The following is a 14,533-nucleotide window of genomic DNA, read 5'->3' as shown; positions in this document are numbered from 1 at the left end:
GTGGGTCACCCGATCCGGTGGCGTTCGCCTGCTCCGCATGATCGTCTTCTCCCCGGCAACCCCTGACGCCAGGCCGGGCATCCGGTTCCAGCGCTTCCACCGGTTGCATAGGGTCCTGGGCGGGCCATATTCGCTGGGCGCATCGCACCAGCGCAAGCCACTGCCTTTGATGAAGATTATGCCGCCAGGAACGCGGCGGTCATCAACACGGGGACGGCCATGGCGCTTGAGGGAGAAGGGCTGGAGCCGGGCCATCTGCGCCTTGGTCAGTCAGACAAGATTGCTCATCGGAAGGGTGTCGGGACACCTTCTGAAGCACCGAACAGAATCACGATCAATGGGGCCTGATCCTGGCGGCAATGCAAGCGGCTGCCTGCGCCACTGTCCAGGCTCTGGCACACAGGGGCGAGGTGACGCTCCGGTTTGAGGCGATCAACTGGAAGGGGGGCAGGCCTCCGCAGAGCTTTCATCGCGCGGCCGAACGGCCAGGAGAGCTTCTCTGGGCCCCGGATGTCAGATGGTCCTCGATATATTGCGGAGCGATGTTTCTGTGCCGACAAACACTTTAAGTCCCGAACCTGCATATTCCAGGCGGGATCGGTCGTGTTTAACACCTCGCCGAAGCCAGCCGGCCTGTTCTGTGCCCTGAATGCCCGCACGCTATCCGGCAGGGTGGTTATTGAAGCTACAGATACCCCAATGACCGCAGGCTGACTTCCTTTGATTTGCCGATAATCAGGTGATCGTGAAGAGTAATTCCAAGAGTACGACAGGCGTCCTGCACCTGCATCGTCATCGTGATATCCGCCTCGGACGGGGTCGGATCGCCACTCGGATGATTGTGCACGAGGATCAGCGCCGAGGCGTTCAGTTCCAGCGCCCGCTTCACCACCTCGCGCGGATAGACCGGGACGTGATCCACCGTTCCCCGCGCCTGTTCCTCATCGGCGATCAGCACGTTCTTGCGGTCGAGAAACAACAGCCGGAACTGCTCGGTCTCGCGATGCGCCATGGTGGTGTGGCAATAGTCGAGCAGCGCGTCCCAGGATGACAGCGCCGGCCGGTTCATCACCCGCGCCCGCATCAGCCTCTGCGCGCTGGCCTCGACCAGTTTCAACTCCAGCACCACCGCCTCGCCCACGCCCTTCACCGCCGTCAGCCGGGCGGGCGGCGCCGAGAGCACCCGGTTGAAATCGCCGAAAGTGTCGATCAGCAGCCGCGCGAGGGGCTTCACGTCCTGGCGCGGGATGGCGCGGAACAGGATCAGCTCCAGCAGTTCGTAATCCGGCATCGCCGCCGCCCCGCCCTCGGTGAAGCGGGCGCGCAGCCGGGCGCGATGGTCGCGGATATAGCTGGGAAGCCGCCCGGGAAGCGGGACAGCTTCCGCCTCATCCCCGAAGGGGAAGCTCAGCGGAAGCGGCGATTCGGCGAAACCATGATGCTGTGCCATGCGGGCAGCCTGGGCGACCGTGGTTTAGAAAGGGTTAACGCCGGACAGGGCAGAGCAAATTCCTTCGAAGGAATTTGGCCGGATCCTTTGAAGGATCCGGCTGTCAGGTCAGCCCTTCATCCCGTCCCAGAACCCGCGCACCTTCGAGAAGAACGAGCTGCCCTCGGGGTTGTTCTCCTCGGACAGTTTCTCGAATTCGCGCAGGAGTTCCTTCTGCCGTGCGGTCAGGTTGACCGGGGTTTCCACCGCCAGTTCGATCACCATATCGCCATGGCCCGCGCCGCGCAAAGCCGGCATCCCCTTGCCGCGCAGCCGCATCTGCTTGCCCGACTGCGCCCCCGCGGGCACCTTCACCCGGGCGCGGCCGCCGTCGATCGTCGGCACCTCGACCTCGCCGCCGAGCGCCGCCGCGGGCATCGAGATCGGCACCCGGCAGAACAGATGCACGCCGTCGCGCTGGAAGATCGGGTGCTCTTTCACCTCGATGAAGATGTAGAGATCCCCCTGCGGCCCGCCGCGCAAGCCAGCCTCGCCCTCGCCCGCGAGACGGATGCGGGTGCCGGTTTCCACCCCCGGGGGGATGTTCACCGAAAGCTGGCGGTCCTTTTCGATCCGACCGGCGCCATGACAGGATTTGCAGGGGTTCTTGATGATCTGGCCGGTGCCGGCGCAGTTCGGGCAGGTCCGCTCAACCGTGAAAAAGCCCTGCTGCGCGCGCACCTTGCCCATGCCCGAACAGGTCGGGCAGGTCTGCGGCTCGGCCCCGCCCTCGGCACCCGAGCCGTGGCAGACCTCACATTGCACCGAAGTGGGCACGTTGATCGTCTTCTGCACCCCGCGCGAGGCTTCTTCCAGCGAGACCCGCAGGTTGTAGCGCAGATCCGAGCCGCGCTGCGCCCGGGAGCGCCGGCCGCCACCGCCGCCGCGCCCGCCCATGAAATCGCCGAACAGATCCTCGAACACATCCGAGAAGGCCGAGGCGAAATCGCCCTGGCGGAAGCCGCCCTGCGGCCCGCCGCCACCGCCGCCCATCCCGCCCTCGAAAGCGGCATGGCCGAAACGGTCGTAGGCCGCCTTCTTCTCGGCATCCTTCAGAACGTCATAGGCCTCGTTCGCCTCTTTGAACTGGGCCTCGGCCTGGGGATTGTCGGAATTGCGGTCGGGGTGCAGCTCTTTCGCCTTCTGGCGATAAGCCTTCTTGATCTCGTCGGCCGTGGCCCCGCGGGATACGCCGAGAACCTCGTAGTAGTCGCGTTTTGCCATCGCAAAAGCCCTCTCCTGACCGGAGAAGGGCGGCCCGCGCCCGGACCGCCCCCCTTTCCGGCCAAAACGGAATTACTTCCGCTTGTTGTCGCCCAGGTCCTCGAAATCGGCATCGACGATATCGTCCTCGTCGACCGGGCGCGGTGCGTCCTCATCCCCGCCGGCTTCCGCCGCCTGGGATTTGTAGATCGCCTCGCCCAGCTTCATCGCCGCTTCGGTCAGGTTCTGGATGGCGCCCTTGATCTTGCCGGCATCCTCGCCTTTCAGCGCGTCTTCCAGCGGGCTCATCGCCAGTTCGATCGCCTCGACGGTGGACGGATCCACCTTGTCGGAATGCTCGGCCAGCGACTTCTTCGTCGAGTGCAGCAGGCTTTCGCCCTGGTTGCGGGTTTCCACCAGTTCCTTGCGGGCCTTGTCGGCATCGGCATTGGCTTCGGCGTCGCGGACCATCTTTTCGATGTCCTCGTCCGAGAGACCGCCCGAGGCCTGGATGGTGATCCGCTGTTCCTTGTTGGTGCCCTTGTCCTTGGCGCTGACGCTGACGATGCCGTTCGCGTCGATGTCGAACGTGACCTCGATCTGCGGCACGCCGCGCGGCGCCGGCGGGATCTGTTCCAGGTTGAACTGGCCCAGCATCTTGTTGTCGGCCGCCATTTCCCGCTCGCCCTGGAACACGCGGATCGTCACCGCGTTCTGATTGTCCTCGGCGGTCGAGAAGACCTGAGACTTCTTGGTCGGGATCGTGGTGTTGCGGTCGATCAGGCGGGTGAACACGCCGCCGAGCGTTTCGATCCCCAAAGACAGCGGGGTCACGTCGAGCAGCACCACGTCCTTCACGTCGCCCTGCAACACGCCGGCCTGAACGGCGGCGCCCATGGCCACGACCTCATCGGGGTTCACACCCTTATGCGGTTCCTTGCCGAAGAATTTCGAGACTTCCTCGATCACCCTCGGCATCCGGGTCATACCGCCGACCAGAACCACCTCGTCGATCTCGTCCTTCGACAGGCCCGCATCCTTCAGCGCGGCCTGGCAGGGCTTGAGCGACTTCACGATCAGATCGCCGACCAGGCTTTCCAGCTTGGCGCGGGTCATCTTGACCACCAGGTGCAGCGGCTGGCCGGTGTTCTTGTCCATCGAGATGAACGGCTGGTTGATCTCGGTCTGCGACGAGGAGGACAGTTCGATCTTGGCCTTTTCCGCCGCCTCTTTCAGGCGTTGCAGGGCCATCTTGTCCAGCGTCAGATCGACGCCATGCTCTTTTTTGAACTCATCGGCCAGATACTGGACGATGCGCATGTCGAAGTCTTCGCCACCGAGGAACGTGTCGCCGTTGGTCGATTTCACCTCGAACAGACCATCGTCGATTTCGAGGATGGTGATGTCGAAGGTGCCGCCGCCGAGGTCATAGACCGCGATGGTCTTGGTTTCCTTCTTGTCGAGCCCATAGGCCAGCGCGGCCGCGGTCGGCTCGTTGATGATGCGCAGCACTTCGAGGCCCGCGATCTTGCCGGCGTCCTTGGTGGCCTGACGCTGGGCGTCGTTGAAATAGGCCGGAACGGTGATCACGGCCTGGGTGACCGTCTCGCCAAGATAGCTCTCGGCGGTTTCCTTCATCTTTTGCAGGATGAAGGCGGAAATCTGGCTGGGCGAATATTTCTCGCCGCGCACCTCGACCCAGGCGTCGCCGTTGCCGCCGTCGACGATGTTGTAGGGGACGAGCTTCTTGTCCTTCTCGACCTCGGGCTCGCCCAGGCGGCGGCCGATCAGGCGCTTGACCGCGAAGACGGTGTTCGAGGCATTGGTCACCGCCTGGCGCTTGGCGGCCTGGCCCACGAGACGCTCGCCTTCGGTGAAGCCGACGATCGAGGGCGTGGTGCGCGCGCCTTCCGAGTTTTCGATGACGCGGGGTTGCGAGCCATCCATGATGGCGACGCAGGAGTTGGTGGTGCCGAGGTCGATACCGATGACTTTGGCCATATTCGTATCCCTTTCTTCAGGCGATCATCCGCTTCGGGCCCGGGAACTTCGGCACCCGTCGCGGGTTCATGGAATGCGGCGGTGCGATAACCGCCCTGTGACTGGCCGTATATAGGCAGGGCAAAATGCGCCTGCAACGGTTCTGATCCCGTGATTGAGCCGAATTTTCGGCAAAGCCCGTGCTACTGGCGCGCATCCAGCGTGCAGCAGCCGGAATAAAGCCGGTTTCCCCCGGGCGAAACGGCGAAAACCCGCGCGGAAAAGCCGTAGATCCGGTCGGACATCCCGTCCGAACAGGTCTCGCGCGTCACGATCAGCTGGTAGCTGCCGCTCAGGCTATCCTCGCCCCAGGCCGAATATCCCCGGTCGGCGACATATTCCCGGGGAAAGCCGAGCGTCTCCTCTGCCCCGGGGGTGGACCAGGTGCCGCCATTGGGGGCGCGGGTCAGGCTCCAGAACGGCTCGGTCCCGAGGCAGCGCAGGGGCGCCGGAATCCGCGCCGGATCTTCGGGCGGCGTGGCTTCCAGATAACGCATCGCCACCCAGCCGTTGCCCTCGCCGCTGTGGACCAAGCCCCATCTGCCGTCTTCGCTCAGCCCGACCACCTCGACGCCGCGGGTGTCCGGGGCGATCACCCCCAGAACCTCAGCCGCCGCCGAAGGCGCGGCCCGGACATTGAGCGCATCCCCCGCCGCCACGCCCGCGACCCGGTAGAGCGCGGGCAATGTTTCAGCCGCGGCCGGAGCGGCAAGGGCAAGCCACAGCGCGAAAGACAGGCGGATCACCGGCGTTTCCCCCAGCTTGCCGAAGCGAATCTGCGGGTGAAGAACTGCCCCATCAGCCCGATCATCAGGCAGACCAGCACCGCATAGACCGGATATTCCAGCGAGGTGTAGCGCGGCTGATAGTTGAGGAACATATGCCCGCGCGCCTGGTCGATGGTGTGATAAAGCGGATTCCAGTCGAATTTCGAGCGCAGCCAGGAGCTGGCCTGGTTGGCGACGAACATCTTGCCCGAAGCGATCATGTTCGCCCGCTGATAGATGGTCGCGGCGATGCCGACGAAATCCGGGTGCCAGGGTTTGGCGGCATAGAAGATCAGCCCGATCGCCGCCCCCGAGGCCCAGGCCACCAGAAACATCCCGATCGTGCCCACCGGATCGAATATGCTGATGGGGCGGAACAGCGTGTGATAGGCGAACAGGATCATCCCCGCCGCAAAGGCCTGACGATAAAGCGCCGCCAGCGCCGCCGAAACCACCGCGATCACCGGATTCATCGGCGCATGCATCATCATCGTGGAGTTCGGCGCATCGGCGCCGGAAACCGCGCCCAGCGTCTTCACATGCGTCATGAACATGAAGACCCCGGACATCACATAAAGGATGAAATCGCCCCGGATCGCAAAGCGGCGCATCCCCAGAATGTCGAACATCATGACGAAGATGAACAGCATCACCGCCGCCTGGACCACGTTCATCACCAGCGCGGTCACCGCATTGGAATGGCTGCCGCGCAGCTGACGGACGGTGGCGTAATAGATGACCTCAAGGATCTCGAACCCCGTCCTCAGCCCGGAGGGCCGTTTCGCCTGTGCTCGGAACATTGTCGGTCCTTGGCTGTGCCCGCCGTTCCGCCGGCATATGGCGGGGTTCGGGACGGTATTTCAGACGGGAAATCTTGCCGTTCTCTTAAGCGCGGAGGATAAAGGGCCGGATTTGCGCTGGCAACTGTCTGCCGGGGCCGTATCCGAGGAGTTTTTCATGGATTTCGTCCGCCTTTCCTCCGTGCTCCGCCGTCTGGCGCTCGAAGCCGGGGACCGGATCATGCAGGTCTATGACGGCCCCGACTTCGCGGTGAAGGCGAAAAGCGACGCAAGCCCGGTGACCGAGGCCGACGAGGCCGCGGATGCGCTGATCTCGGCGGGGCTGCGCGCGGCCTTCCCGGATCTGGCGCTGATCACCGAGGAACAGGCGGCGAGCCATGCGCTGACGGCCAGCACCTTCCTGATCGTCGATCCGCTGGACGGCACCAAAGAATTCGTCCAGCGCCGCGGCGATTTCACCGTCAACATCGCCTGGGTCGAAAACGGCGTGCCCTTGCGCGGCGTGGTCTACGCCCCCGCGAAGGGACGGCTGTTCTACACCACCGCCGACGGCACGGCGGTCGAGGAGAGCGGCGCTTTCGACAAGGACACCCCCGGCCCGCTGACGCCTTTGCGGGTGAACCCCGCACCCGACAATGCCGCGCTGATGGTGGTGGCGTCGAAATCGCACCGCGATCAGGCCACCGACGATTACATCGCCCGCTACGGGGTGCGCGACATGACCTCGGCCGGGTCGTCGCTGAAATTCTGCCTGGTGGCGACCGGCGAGGCCGATCTCTATCCCCGGCTGGGGCGCACCATGGAATGGGACACCGCCGCGGGCGACGCGGTGCTGCGCGGCGCGGGCGGCCATGTGGTGCGGTTTGACGACCATACCCCGCTGGCCTACGGCAAGCCCGGCTGGGACAACCCGTTCTTCATCGCTTATGCGCCGGGGGTCGCGCTGAAGTGAGCGTGCTGATCGCCATCCCCGCCCGCTATGCCTCGACCCGCTACCCGGGCAAGCCGCTGGTCGCCCTGCGCGGGCCGGACGGCGAAAAGACCCTGATCCGCCGCAGTTGGGAAGCCGCCTGCGCGGTGCGCGGCGTGGACCGGGTGGTGGTGGCCACCGACGATGCCCGGATCGCCGATCACGCGGCCGGGTTCGGGGCCGAGGTGGTGATGACCTCATCCGACGCCCGCAACGGCACCGAACGCTGCGCCGAAGTCGCCGCCGCACTGCCGGGCTGCGATATCCTCATCAACCTCCAGGGCGATGCGCCGCTGACGCCGCCCTGGTTCGTCGAGGATCTGATCGCCGGGCTGCAAGGCGACGACGAGGCCGCCATCGCCACCCCGGTGCTGCGCTGCGACGGCGCGGCACTGGCGGGGCTTCTGGCCGACCGCCGGGCGGGACGGGTCGGCGGCACCACCGCCGTTTTCGGTGCGGGCGGGCGCGCGCTGTATTTCTCGAAAGAGGTGATCCCCTATACCGGGCGCGACTATGCCCCCGACGCCCTCACCCCGGTCTGGCATCATGTCGGCGTCTATGCCTACCGCCCCGCCGCCTTGCGCGACTACCCGTCCTGGCCGCAGGGCCCGCTTGAGGAACTGGAAGGGCTGGAGCAGCTCCGCTTTCTGGAACAGGGCCGCAAGGTGCTGTGCGTTCCGGTCGAATCGCGGGGCCGCCGTTTCTGGGAACTGAACAATCCCTCGGACGTTGCGGTGATAGAAGCGATGCTGGCGGAAACACGCTGAACGGTCATAATCTTGTTCTGCGTATATTTTCCTTCGGGATTTCCGGGCATATTCACACGAAGCCGCCCGGGCGCCCGAATCCCGCCACATTACTCTGAAAAGTCAACAATCGCATCCTGAAGCGCAAGCTGAGCGAGTAACGAGAACGATCATGAAGCCCAAAAAGGTCACGAAAGCCGTATTTCCCGTTGCCGGGCTTGGCACACGCTTTCTTCCCGCCACGAAGTCGATCCCGAAAGAGATCATGACGCTGGTCGACCGCCCGCTGATCCAATACGCGATCGACGAGGCGCGCGCGGCGGGGATCAAAGAATTCATCTTCGTCACCTCGCGCGGGAAATCTGCGCTGGAAGACTATTTCGACAGCGCCCCCGAACTGGAAAGCGCGCTGAAGAAATCCGGCAAAGAGCAGCTGCTGGAAATCCTCAAATCCACCAATATGGATTCGGGCGCCATCGCCTATCTGCGGCAGAACCGGCCGCTCGGCCTTGGCCATGCGGTCTGGTGCGCGCGGCGGCTGATCGGAGACGAGCCTTTCGCGGTGCTGCTCCCCGACGACGTGATCGCGGCCGAACAGCCCTGCCTTGCGCAGATGGTCGAAGCCTATGAGCAGACCGGCGGCAATATGGTCGCCGCGATGGAGGTGCCGCCCGCCAAAGCCTCGGCCTATGGCGTGCTGGACATCGCCGAGGATATGGGCGCCATCGTCCAGGCCCGCGGCATGGTCGAGAAGCCGAAGGCCGAGGAAGCGCCCTCGAACCTCGCGGTGATCGGCCGCTACATCCTGTCGCCCAAGGTGCTGACCAACCTCAACCGGCTGAAACAGGGCGCGGGCGGCGAGATCCAGCTGACCGATGCCATCGCCGAAGAGGCGGGCGAGGGCGGCTCGGGCGTCTACGGCTTCCGCTTCCGCGGCATGCGCTACGACTGCGGCTCGAAAGCGGGCTTCCTTCAGGCCACCGTGGCCTTCGGCCTGTCGCGCCCCGATCTGCGGGACGAATTCTCGTCCTATCTGCACGACATGATGGCGCAGCTGAAGGCGGCGCAGTAAGCCGATGACGGCCGGGCGCAGCGCGACCGCCTGCGCGACCGACGCACCGCCGCCCCCGGAAACGGGTGCGGCAAACCTGTGGCAGGCCTGGCGCCTGCGCATCAGGCGCCGCGCCCTGATCGCCCGCGCCATCCGCAAACGGCGCGAGCTGCGCAGGCTGACCGACCGCACCGCCGCGATCGGCAAGGGCGCCATCCTCTGCGCCATGGTGGTCAGGAACGAGGCGGCGCGGCTGCCGTATTTCCTCGACCATCACCGCCGCCTGGGCGTGGATCACTTCCTGATCGTCGACAATGCCAGCCATGACGGCACCGCCGCTCTGCTGCGCGATCAGCCGGATATCTCGCTCTGGTCCACCGCGGCCAGCTACCGCCGCAGTCGCTTCGGGCTGGACTGGCTGAACTGGATCCTGTTGCGCCACGGCCACGGCCACTGGTGCCTCGTTCTCGATGCCGACGAGCTGCTGGTCTATCCCTATCACGATACCCGCCCGCTGCCCGCGCTGACCGGCTGGCTCGACAGCCAGGGCCTGCCGGCGATGCCCGCGATGATGCTGGAGCTTTACCCCGAGGGGCGGCTCGGCGAGGGCAGCTACCGGCCCGGCGAGGATCCCACCGCGCTGCTGCCCTGGTTCGACAGCGGCAATTACGTCGCGCAGATCCAGCCCCGGCTGCAAAGCCTGTGGATCCAGGGCGGCCCCCGCGCCCGCGCCTTTTTCGCCGATGAGCCGCGCCGCGCGCCCACGCTGAACAAGCTGCCGCTGGTGAAATGGCACTGGCGCTATGCCTGGCTGAACTCGACCCATTCGCTGCTGCCCGCGCGGCTGAACCGGGTCTGGGACGATGCGGGCGAGCGGACCTCGGGCGTGCTTTTGCACACCAAATTCCTGCCCGAGGTGCTGGAGAAATCCGCCGAGGAAAAGACCCGCCGCCAGCATTTCGCCGATCCCGCCCGCTTCGGCCCCTATTACGACGGGCTCTTGTCGGCGCCGGTGCTGAAATGCCCGCAGTCGCAGCGATACCGGGGCTGGCGCCAGCTTGAGGCGCTTGGCCTCATGTCGCGCGGGGGCTGGATATGAGCCCCGCGGCCAGCGCCTTTGAATCGTTGCGCAATTGTTTACTTTTTGGGCCCAGACCAGTAATCAGAGCCAATCTGGTTTCCGGTTCCGAAACACCGGCGGCCGCAGAAAGGATGCCGGTGGGTAAGGTCGGGAAATCCTGGTCCTGTCGCAGGGGCGGTGCGCGCGGCGCCCGGCCAGCGCACAGGCACGAGACGCCCGGCGGGCGCGGATCGTGAGCGTCGTCGATTCATATCGCCTGCGCTGGCGCAGGAAACGGCTGCTCGGCCGGGCGCTCCTGCGCTCATATCAGCTCCGTCCGGTCTCGGTCGGGGCCGACCGGCTGTCGGGCGATCCGGTGCTCTTGTTCTGCACCCTCAGGAACGAGCGAATCCGCCTGCCGTTCTTCCTGCAATATTACCGCGACCTCGGCGTGGATCATTTCCTGTTCGTCGACAACGACAGCGACGACGGCAGCCGGGAATATTTGGCCGGCCAGAGCGATGTCTCGCTCTGGACCAGCAAAGGCAGCTACAAGGCCAGCCGCTTCGGCATGGACTGGATCTCGGCGCTTTTGCGGCGCTACGGCCACGGGCGCTGGTGCCTGACGGTGGATGTGGACGAATTCCTGATCTATCCGTTCTGCGAGACCCGCCCCCTGCGCGCGCTGACCGACTGGCTGGACACCAGCGGAATGCGCGCCTTTTCGGCGATGCTGCTGGACATGTATCCCAAGGGCCCGGTCCAGGATCAGCCCTACCGCGAAGGGCAGAACCCGTTCGAGATCGCCCAGTGGTTCGACAGCGGCAATTACACGATCAGCCGCAACTGGAGCTACGGCAATCTCTGGATCCAGGGCGGCCCGCGCGCACGGACCTTCTTTGCCGACAGCCCGCGCCAGGCCCCGGCGCTGAACAAGATCCCGCTGGTCAAATGGCACCGCGGCTATGCCTATATCAGCTCGACCCATATGCTTTTGCCGCGCGGGCTGAACCTCGTGTTCGACGAATGGGGCGGGGAAAAGGCTTCCGGCTGCCTTCTTCACGCCAAGTTCCTGGATACATTCGCCGCCAAGGCCGAAGAGGAAATGGCCCGCGGCCAGCATTATGCCGAAAGCCGCGAATACAAGGCCTATCTCGAAGGGCTGAAGGAACAGCCGGATTTCTGGTGCAAGTGGAGCGAAAAATACATCAACTGGCGGCAGCTCGAAATCCTCGGCCTGATGTCCAAGGGGAACTGGGCATGAGCCTCGGCTTCGTGATGCTGTGCCACACCGCGCTGGACCGCGCCGCCCAGGTTGCCCGGCACTGGGCCGAACGCGGCTGTCCGGTGGTGATCCATGTCGACAAATCCACCCCCGCCGACCGGTATGAGGGGATGCGCGCCGCGCTGGCCGATCTGGAGAACATCCGCTTCTCGCCGCGCCATGTCTGCGAATGGGGCACCTGGGGCATCGTCGCCGCCACCCAGGAGGCCAGCGCGATCATGCTGCGCGACTTTGCGGATGTGCGCCATGTCTGCCTCGTCTCGGGCTCGTGCCTGCCACTGCGCCCGGTCGGGGAATTGCGCGACTGGCTCGACGCGCGGCCGCGCACCGATTTCATCGAAAGCGTCACCACCGCCGATGTGGGCTGGACGGTGGGCGGGCTGAACGCCGAACGCTTCACCCTGCGCTTCCCGTTTTCCTGGCGCAAAAACCGGATGCTCTTCGACCTTTACGTCGAGGCGCAGCGCCGGATGCGGGTGCGCCGCAAGCTGCCCGCGGGCCTCGTGCCGCATCTGGGCAGCCAGTGGTGGTGCCTGACGCGCCAGACGCTTTCGGCGATCCTGGAAAGCCCCGACCGCGCCGAATACGACCGTTATTTCCACCGGGTCTGGATACCGGATGAGAGCTATTTCCAGTCGCTGGTGCGGATGGTCTCGGCCAATGTCGAAAGCCGCTCGCTGACGCTTTCCAAATTCGACTATCAGGGCAAGCCGCACGTCTTCTACGACGACCATCTTCAGCTTCTGCGCCGGTCGGACTGCTTCATCGCGCGTAAGATCTGGCCGCATGCCGACAAACTCTACGGCACCTTCCTGCATCCCGACGCCGCCAGCCAGCCCCGGGCCGAGCCCAACCCCGGCAAGATCGACCGGCTGTTCGCCAGAGCGGTCGAGCGGCGCACCGCGGGACGCGCCGGGCTTTACATGCAGTCGCGCTTTCCGAACCGCGAATGGGTCAACGGCCGCACCGCCGCGCCCTATTCGGTGTTCGAGGGCTTTGCCGAGCTGTTCGAGGGCTTCGACACCTGGCTGTCGAAAGTGGCGGGCACCCGCGCCCACGGCCATCTCTTCGCGCCCGAGCGGGTGGAATTCGCCGGCGGCGCGCAGTTCTACAACGGCTCGCTCTGCGACAGCGCCAGTTTGCGCGACTACAATCCGCGCGGCTTCCTGACCTCGCTGATCTGGAACACCCGGGGCGAGCGGCAGTGCTTCCAGTTCGGCCCGCGCGACAGCCAGAAGATCGCCCCTTTCATCGCGGGCGACCCGCATGCGCAGATCTCGGTCATCACCGGCGCCTTCGCGGTGCCCCTGTTCCAGTCGAACCGCAATTTCGGCGAGATCCGCGCCGAGGCCGCGCGGCTGCAACGCATCGAATCGGAATTCCTCACCATCCTGCGCGCGCCCGAGGTCAAGGCGCGGGTGCGGATCTGGAAGCTCGCCGAATTCGTCGAAAGCCCAATGGAGCCGTTGCAGATGATCGTCGATGAGATCAGCCCGCGCTCCCTGCGCCGCCTGACCGAGGTGCCGCGGCTGACCAATCTGACCGGCTTCGGCCAGTTCCTGCAAAACCTGCGCAACCAGGGCATGAAACCCGAGTTGATGGGCGATTTCCCGGTGGGCGGCGATCTGCCCAATCCCGGCGGCCGCCGCCCGCGCCCCTATCTGGTGAAGTGACGATTCCATGGCCGCCGCGGTGAAATTCACCTCTTTCGTGATGTTCGCAGAGATGCGCACCGGCTCGAACTTCCTCGAAGCCAATCTGAACGCGCTGGCGGGGGTGTCCTGCCTCGGCGAGATGTTCAATCCGCATTTCATCGGCAAAAAGGACTGCCAGGAGGCGTTCGGCGTCGATCTGGCCACGCGCGAACGCGATCCGCATCTGCTTTTGCACCGGATGCGCGAACAGACCCCGGGCCTCGCCGGGTTCCGCTATTTCCACGATCACGATCCGCGCATCCTGCCCGATCTGATCCAGGATCCCGCCTGCGCCAAGATCGTGCTGACCCGCAATCCGCTGGAAAGCTACGTCAGCTGGAAGATCGCCCAGGCCACCGGCCAGTGGAAGCTGACGAACGTCAAGAACCTGAAAACCGCGCAGGCCCGCTTCGACGGCGCCGAGTTCGAACGCCATCTTGAGAAGGTGCAGGCGTTCCAGATCCAGCTGCTGAACGGGTTGCAAACCACCGGCCAGACCGCCTTCTACCTCGATTACGAGGATATCCAGGATGTGGCGGTGCTCAATGGCCTCGCCACCTGGCTGGGGGTCGCGGCACGGCTCGACGCCCCCGACGCCACGCTGAAAAAGCAAAACCCCGAGCCTTTGGCCGGGAAGGTCTCGAACCCCGGGGCGATCGAGGCCGCACTGGCGCGGCTCGACCGTTTCAACCTCTCGCGCACCCCGAATTTCGAGCCGCGCCGCCCCGCGGCAATCCCCGGCTTCCTCGCAAGCGCCGGGGCGCCGCTGATCTGGATGCCGGTCAAAGGCGGCCCGGTCGCAGGCCTGCGCGACTGGCTCGGCCAGCTCGGCCAGGGTGGCGTGATCGGCGATTTCGTACAAAAGAGCCTGCGGCAATGGAAACGCGCCCGCCCCGGGCATCGCAGCTTCACCGTGGTCCGCCACCCGCTGCTGCGCGCCCATGTGGCGTTCCGCGAGATGATCGTCAGCGGCAAGCTGATGGATCATCGCGCCACGCTGATCCGCGCCCACAAGGCCGACCTGCCGCCCCCCGGCCGCGATTTCGCCGATGCGGCACAGCACCGCGAGGCGTTTCTCACCTTCCTGCGCTACGCCAAACTCTCGACCGGCGGCCAGACCGGGCAAAAGGTCGATCCGCACTGGGCCAGCCAGACCGCGGTCATCCAGGGCTTCGCCGGCTTCCAGCCGCCGGATCTCGTGATCCGCGAAGACCGCCTCAGCGCGGGCCTCGCCTTCCTCGCCGCGGAACTCGGTCTTCCCTCTCCGCCCGTCACAACCGACGAAGCCGCCCCCGCCGCGCTGGACGCGATCTGGAGCGAAGAGATGGAAGAGGCCGCCCAGGACGCCTGGACCCGCGACTACCTCGGCTTCGGCTTCGCCCGCTGGAAACCCTGATCCTTTCACCCTGAGCCAAATACCCCGGGGGA

At 65.4% G+C, this 14,533-nt stretch carries 12 protein-coding genes and 1 pseudogene; 7 read left to right on the top strand and 6 right to left on the bottom strand.

Annotated features, from left to right (window positions below; all coding sequences use genetic code 11):
* Positions 1 to 36: 36 nt before the first annotated feature.
* The 6 genes and pseudogenes from XINFAN_RS05560 to XINFAN_RS05535 all read right to left on the bottom strand — a co-directional run.
* A pseudogene (locus XINFAN_RS05560) lies at positions 37 to 270 on the bottom strand (transposase); the annotation flags it as partial.
* Positions 271 to 685: 415 nt separating this feature from the next.
* Positions 686 to 1,450, bottom strand: a complete 765-nt coding sequence (radC, locus tag XINFAN_RS05555) for a RadC family protein (protein WP_124085486.1) — start codon at positions 1,448 to 1,450, stop codon at positions 686 to 688.
* 108 nt (positions 1,451 to 1,558) lie between these two features.
* Positions 1,559 to 2,713, bottom strand: a complete 1,155-nt coding sequence (dnaJ, locus tag XINFAN_RS05550) for a molecular chaperone DnaJ (protein ID WP_124085485.1) — start codon at positions 2,711 to 2,713, stop codon at positions 1,559 to 1,561.
* A 72-nt stretch (positions 2,714 to 2,785) separates the two neighbouring features.
* Positions 2,786 to 4,693 carry a molecular chaperone DnaK gene (gene dnaK / locus XINFAN_RS05545; RefSeq protein ID WP_124085484.1) on the bottom strand — a complete coding sequence of 636 codons (1,908 nt, stop codon included), beginning with the start codon at positions 4,691 to 4,693 and terminating at the stop codon, positions 2,786 to 2,788.
* A 182-nt stretch (positions 4,694 to 4,875) separates the two neighbouring features.
* Positions 4,876 to 5,478 (bottom strand): COG3650 family protein, encoded by a 603-nt coding sequence (locus tag XINFAN_RS05540; RefSeq protein WP_160144545.1) that lies wholly within the window; start codon positions 5,476 to 5,478, stop codon positions 4,876 to 4,878.
* Entirely contained in the window at positions 5,475 to 6,299 is an 825-nt protein-coding gene (locus tag XINFAN_RS05535) for an ABC transporter permease (RefSeq protein WP_124085482.1), read from the bottom strand. The genes XINFAN_RS05540 and XINFAN_RS05535 overlap by 4 nt, the downstream gene beginning before the upstream one ends.
* A gap of 157 nt (positions 6,300 to 6,456) precedes the next feature.
* Between XINFAN_RS05535 and cysQ the strand changes: the two genes are divergently transcribed.
* The 7 genes from cysQ to XINFAN_RS05500 all read left to right on the top strand — a co-directional run bounded on the left by cysQ (position 6,457) and on the right by XINFAN_RS05500 (position 14,501).
* Complete coding sequence (gene cysQ / locus XINFAN_RS05530) at positions 6,457 to 7,251, top strand: 3'(2'),5'-bisphosphate nucleotidase CysQ (RefSeq protein WP_124085481.1); 795 nt, start codon at positions 6,457 to 6,459, stop codon at positions 7,249 to 7,251.
* The gene (locus XINFAN_RS05525) at positions 7,248 to 8,036 is read left to right on the top strand and encodes a 3-deoxy-manno-octulosonate cytidylyltransferase (protein ID WP_124085480.1); all 789 of its coding nucleotides are present in this window, start codon (positions 7,248 to 7,250) and stop codon (positions 8,034 to 8,036) included. The genes cysQ and XINFAN_RS05525 overlap by 4 nt, the downstream gene beginning before the upstream one ends.
* A 151-nt stretch (positions 8,037 to 8,187) precedes the next feature.
* On the top strand, positions 8,188 to 9,087 hold the full coding sequence (gene galU, locus XINFAN_RS05520; RefSeq protein ID WP_124085479.1) for a UTP--glucose-1-phosphate uridylyltransferase GalU: 900 nt from the start codon (positions 8,188 to 8,190) through the stop codon (positions 9,085 to 9,087).
* Between the two features lie 4 nt (positions 9,088 to 9,091).
* Complete coding sequence (locus XINFAN_RS05515) at positions 9,092 to 10,165, top strand: glycosyltransferase family 2 protein (protein WP_124085478.1); 1,074 nt, start codon at positions 9,092 to 9,094, stop codon at positions 10,163 to 10,165.
* Positions 10,166 to 10,379: 214 nt separating this feature from the next.
* Positions 10,380 to 11,390 carry a glycosyltransferase family 2 protein gene (locus tag XINFAN_RS05510; protein ID WP_124085477.1) on the top strand — a complete coding sequence of 337 codons (1,011 nt, stop codon included), beginning with the start codon at positions 10,380 to 10,382 and terminating at the stop codon, positions 11,388 to 11,390.
* Positions 11,387 to 13,084 carry a DUF5927 domain-containing protein gene (locus tag XINFAN_RS05505; RefSeq protein ID WP_124085476.1) on the top strand — a complete coding sequence of 566 codons (1,698 nt, stop codon included), beginning with the start codon at positions 11,387 to 11,389 and terminating at the stop codon, positions 13,082 to 13,084. Before XINFAN_RS05510 ends, XINFAN_RS05505 begins: the two co-directional genes overlap by 4 nt.
* Positions 13,085 to 13,091: 7 nt before the next feature.
* The gene (locus tag XINFAN_RS05500) at positions 13,092 to 14,501 is read left to right on the top strand and encodes a nodulation protein NodH (RefSeq protein WP_124085475.1); all 1,410 of its coding nucleotides are present in this window, start codon (positions 13,092 to 13,094) and stop codon (positions 14,499 to 14,501) included.
* The last annotated feature ends 32 nt before the right edge of the window (positions 14,502 to 14,533 follow it).

Origin of the sequence: Pseudogemmobacter humi (genome assembly GCF_900609055.1) — a bacterium.
GTDB lineage: Bacteria > Pseudomonadota > Alphaproteobacteria > Rhodobacterales > Rhodobacteraceae > Pseudogemmobacter > Pseudogemmobacter humi.
Note: the sequence above shows the minus strand (reverse complement) of the source record. Positions and strands in the feature narration are given on the sequence as shown.

Excerpts from the sequence above, each read along its gene's own strand:
- radC (WP_124085486.1), bottom strand. The coding sequence starts at position 1,450 with ATGGCACAGCATCATGGTTTCGCCGAATCGCCGCTTCCGCTGAGCTTC.
- dnaJ (WP_124085485.1), bottom strand. The coding sequence starts at position 2,713 with ATGGCAAAACGCGACTACTACGAGGTTCTCGGCGTATCCCGCGGGGCC.
- dnaK (WP_124085484.1), bottom strand. The coding sequence starts at position 4,693 with ATGGCCAAAGTCATCGGTATCGACCTCGGCACCACCAACTCCTGCGTC.
- XINFAN_RS05535 (WP_124085482.1), bottom strand. The coding sequence starts at position 6,299 with ATGTTCCGAGCACAGGCGAAACGGCCCTCCGGGCTGAGGACGGGGTTC.
- cysQ (WP_124085481.1), top strand. The coding sequence starts at position 6,457 with ATGGATTTCGTCCGCCTTTCCTCCGTGCTCCGCCGTCTGGCGCTCGAA.
- galU (WP_124085479.1), top strand. The coding sequence starts at position 8,188 with ATGAAGCCCAAAAAGGTCACGAAAGCCGTATTTCCCGTTGCCGGGCTT.
- XINFAN_RS05515 (WP_124085478.1), top strand. The coding sequence starts at position 9,092 with ATGACGGCCGGGCGCAGCGCGACCGCCTGCGCGACCGACGCACCGCCG.
- XINFAN_RS05505 (WP_124085476.1), top strand. The coding sequence starts at position 11,387 with ATGAGCCTCGGCTTCGTGATGCTGTGCCACACCGCGCTGGACCGCGCC.
- XINFAN_RS05500 (WP_124085475.1), top strand. The coding sequence starts at position 13,092 with ATGGCCGCCGCGGTGAAATTCACCTCTTTCGTGATGTTCGCAGAGATG.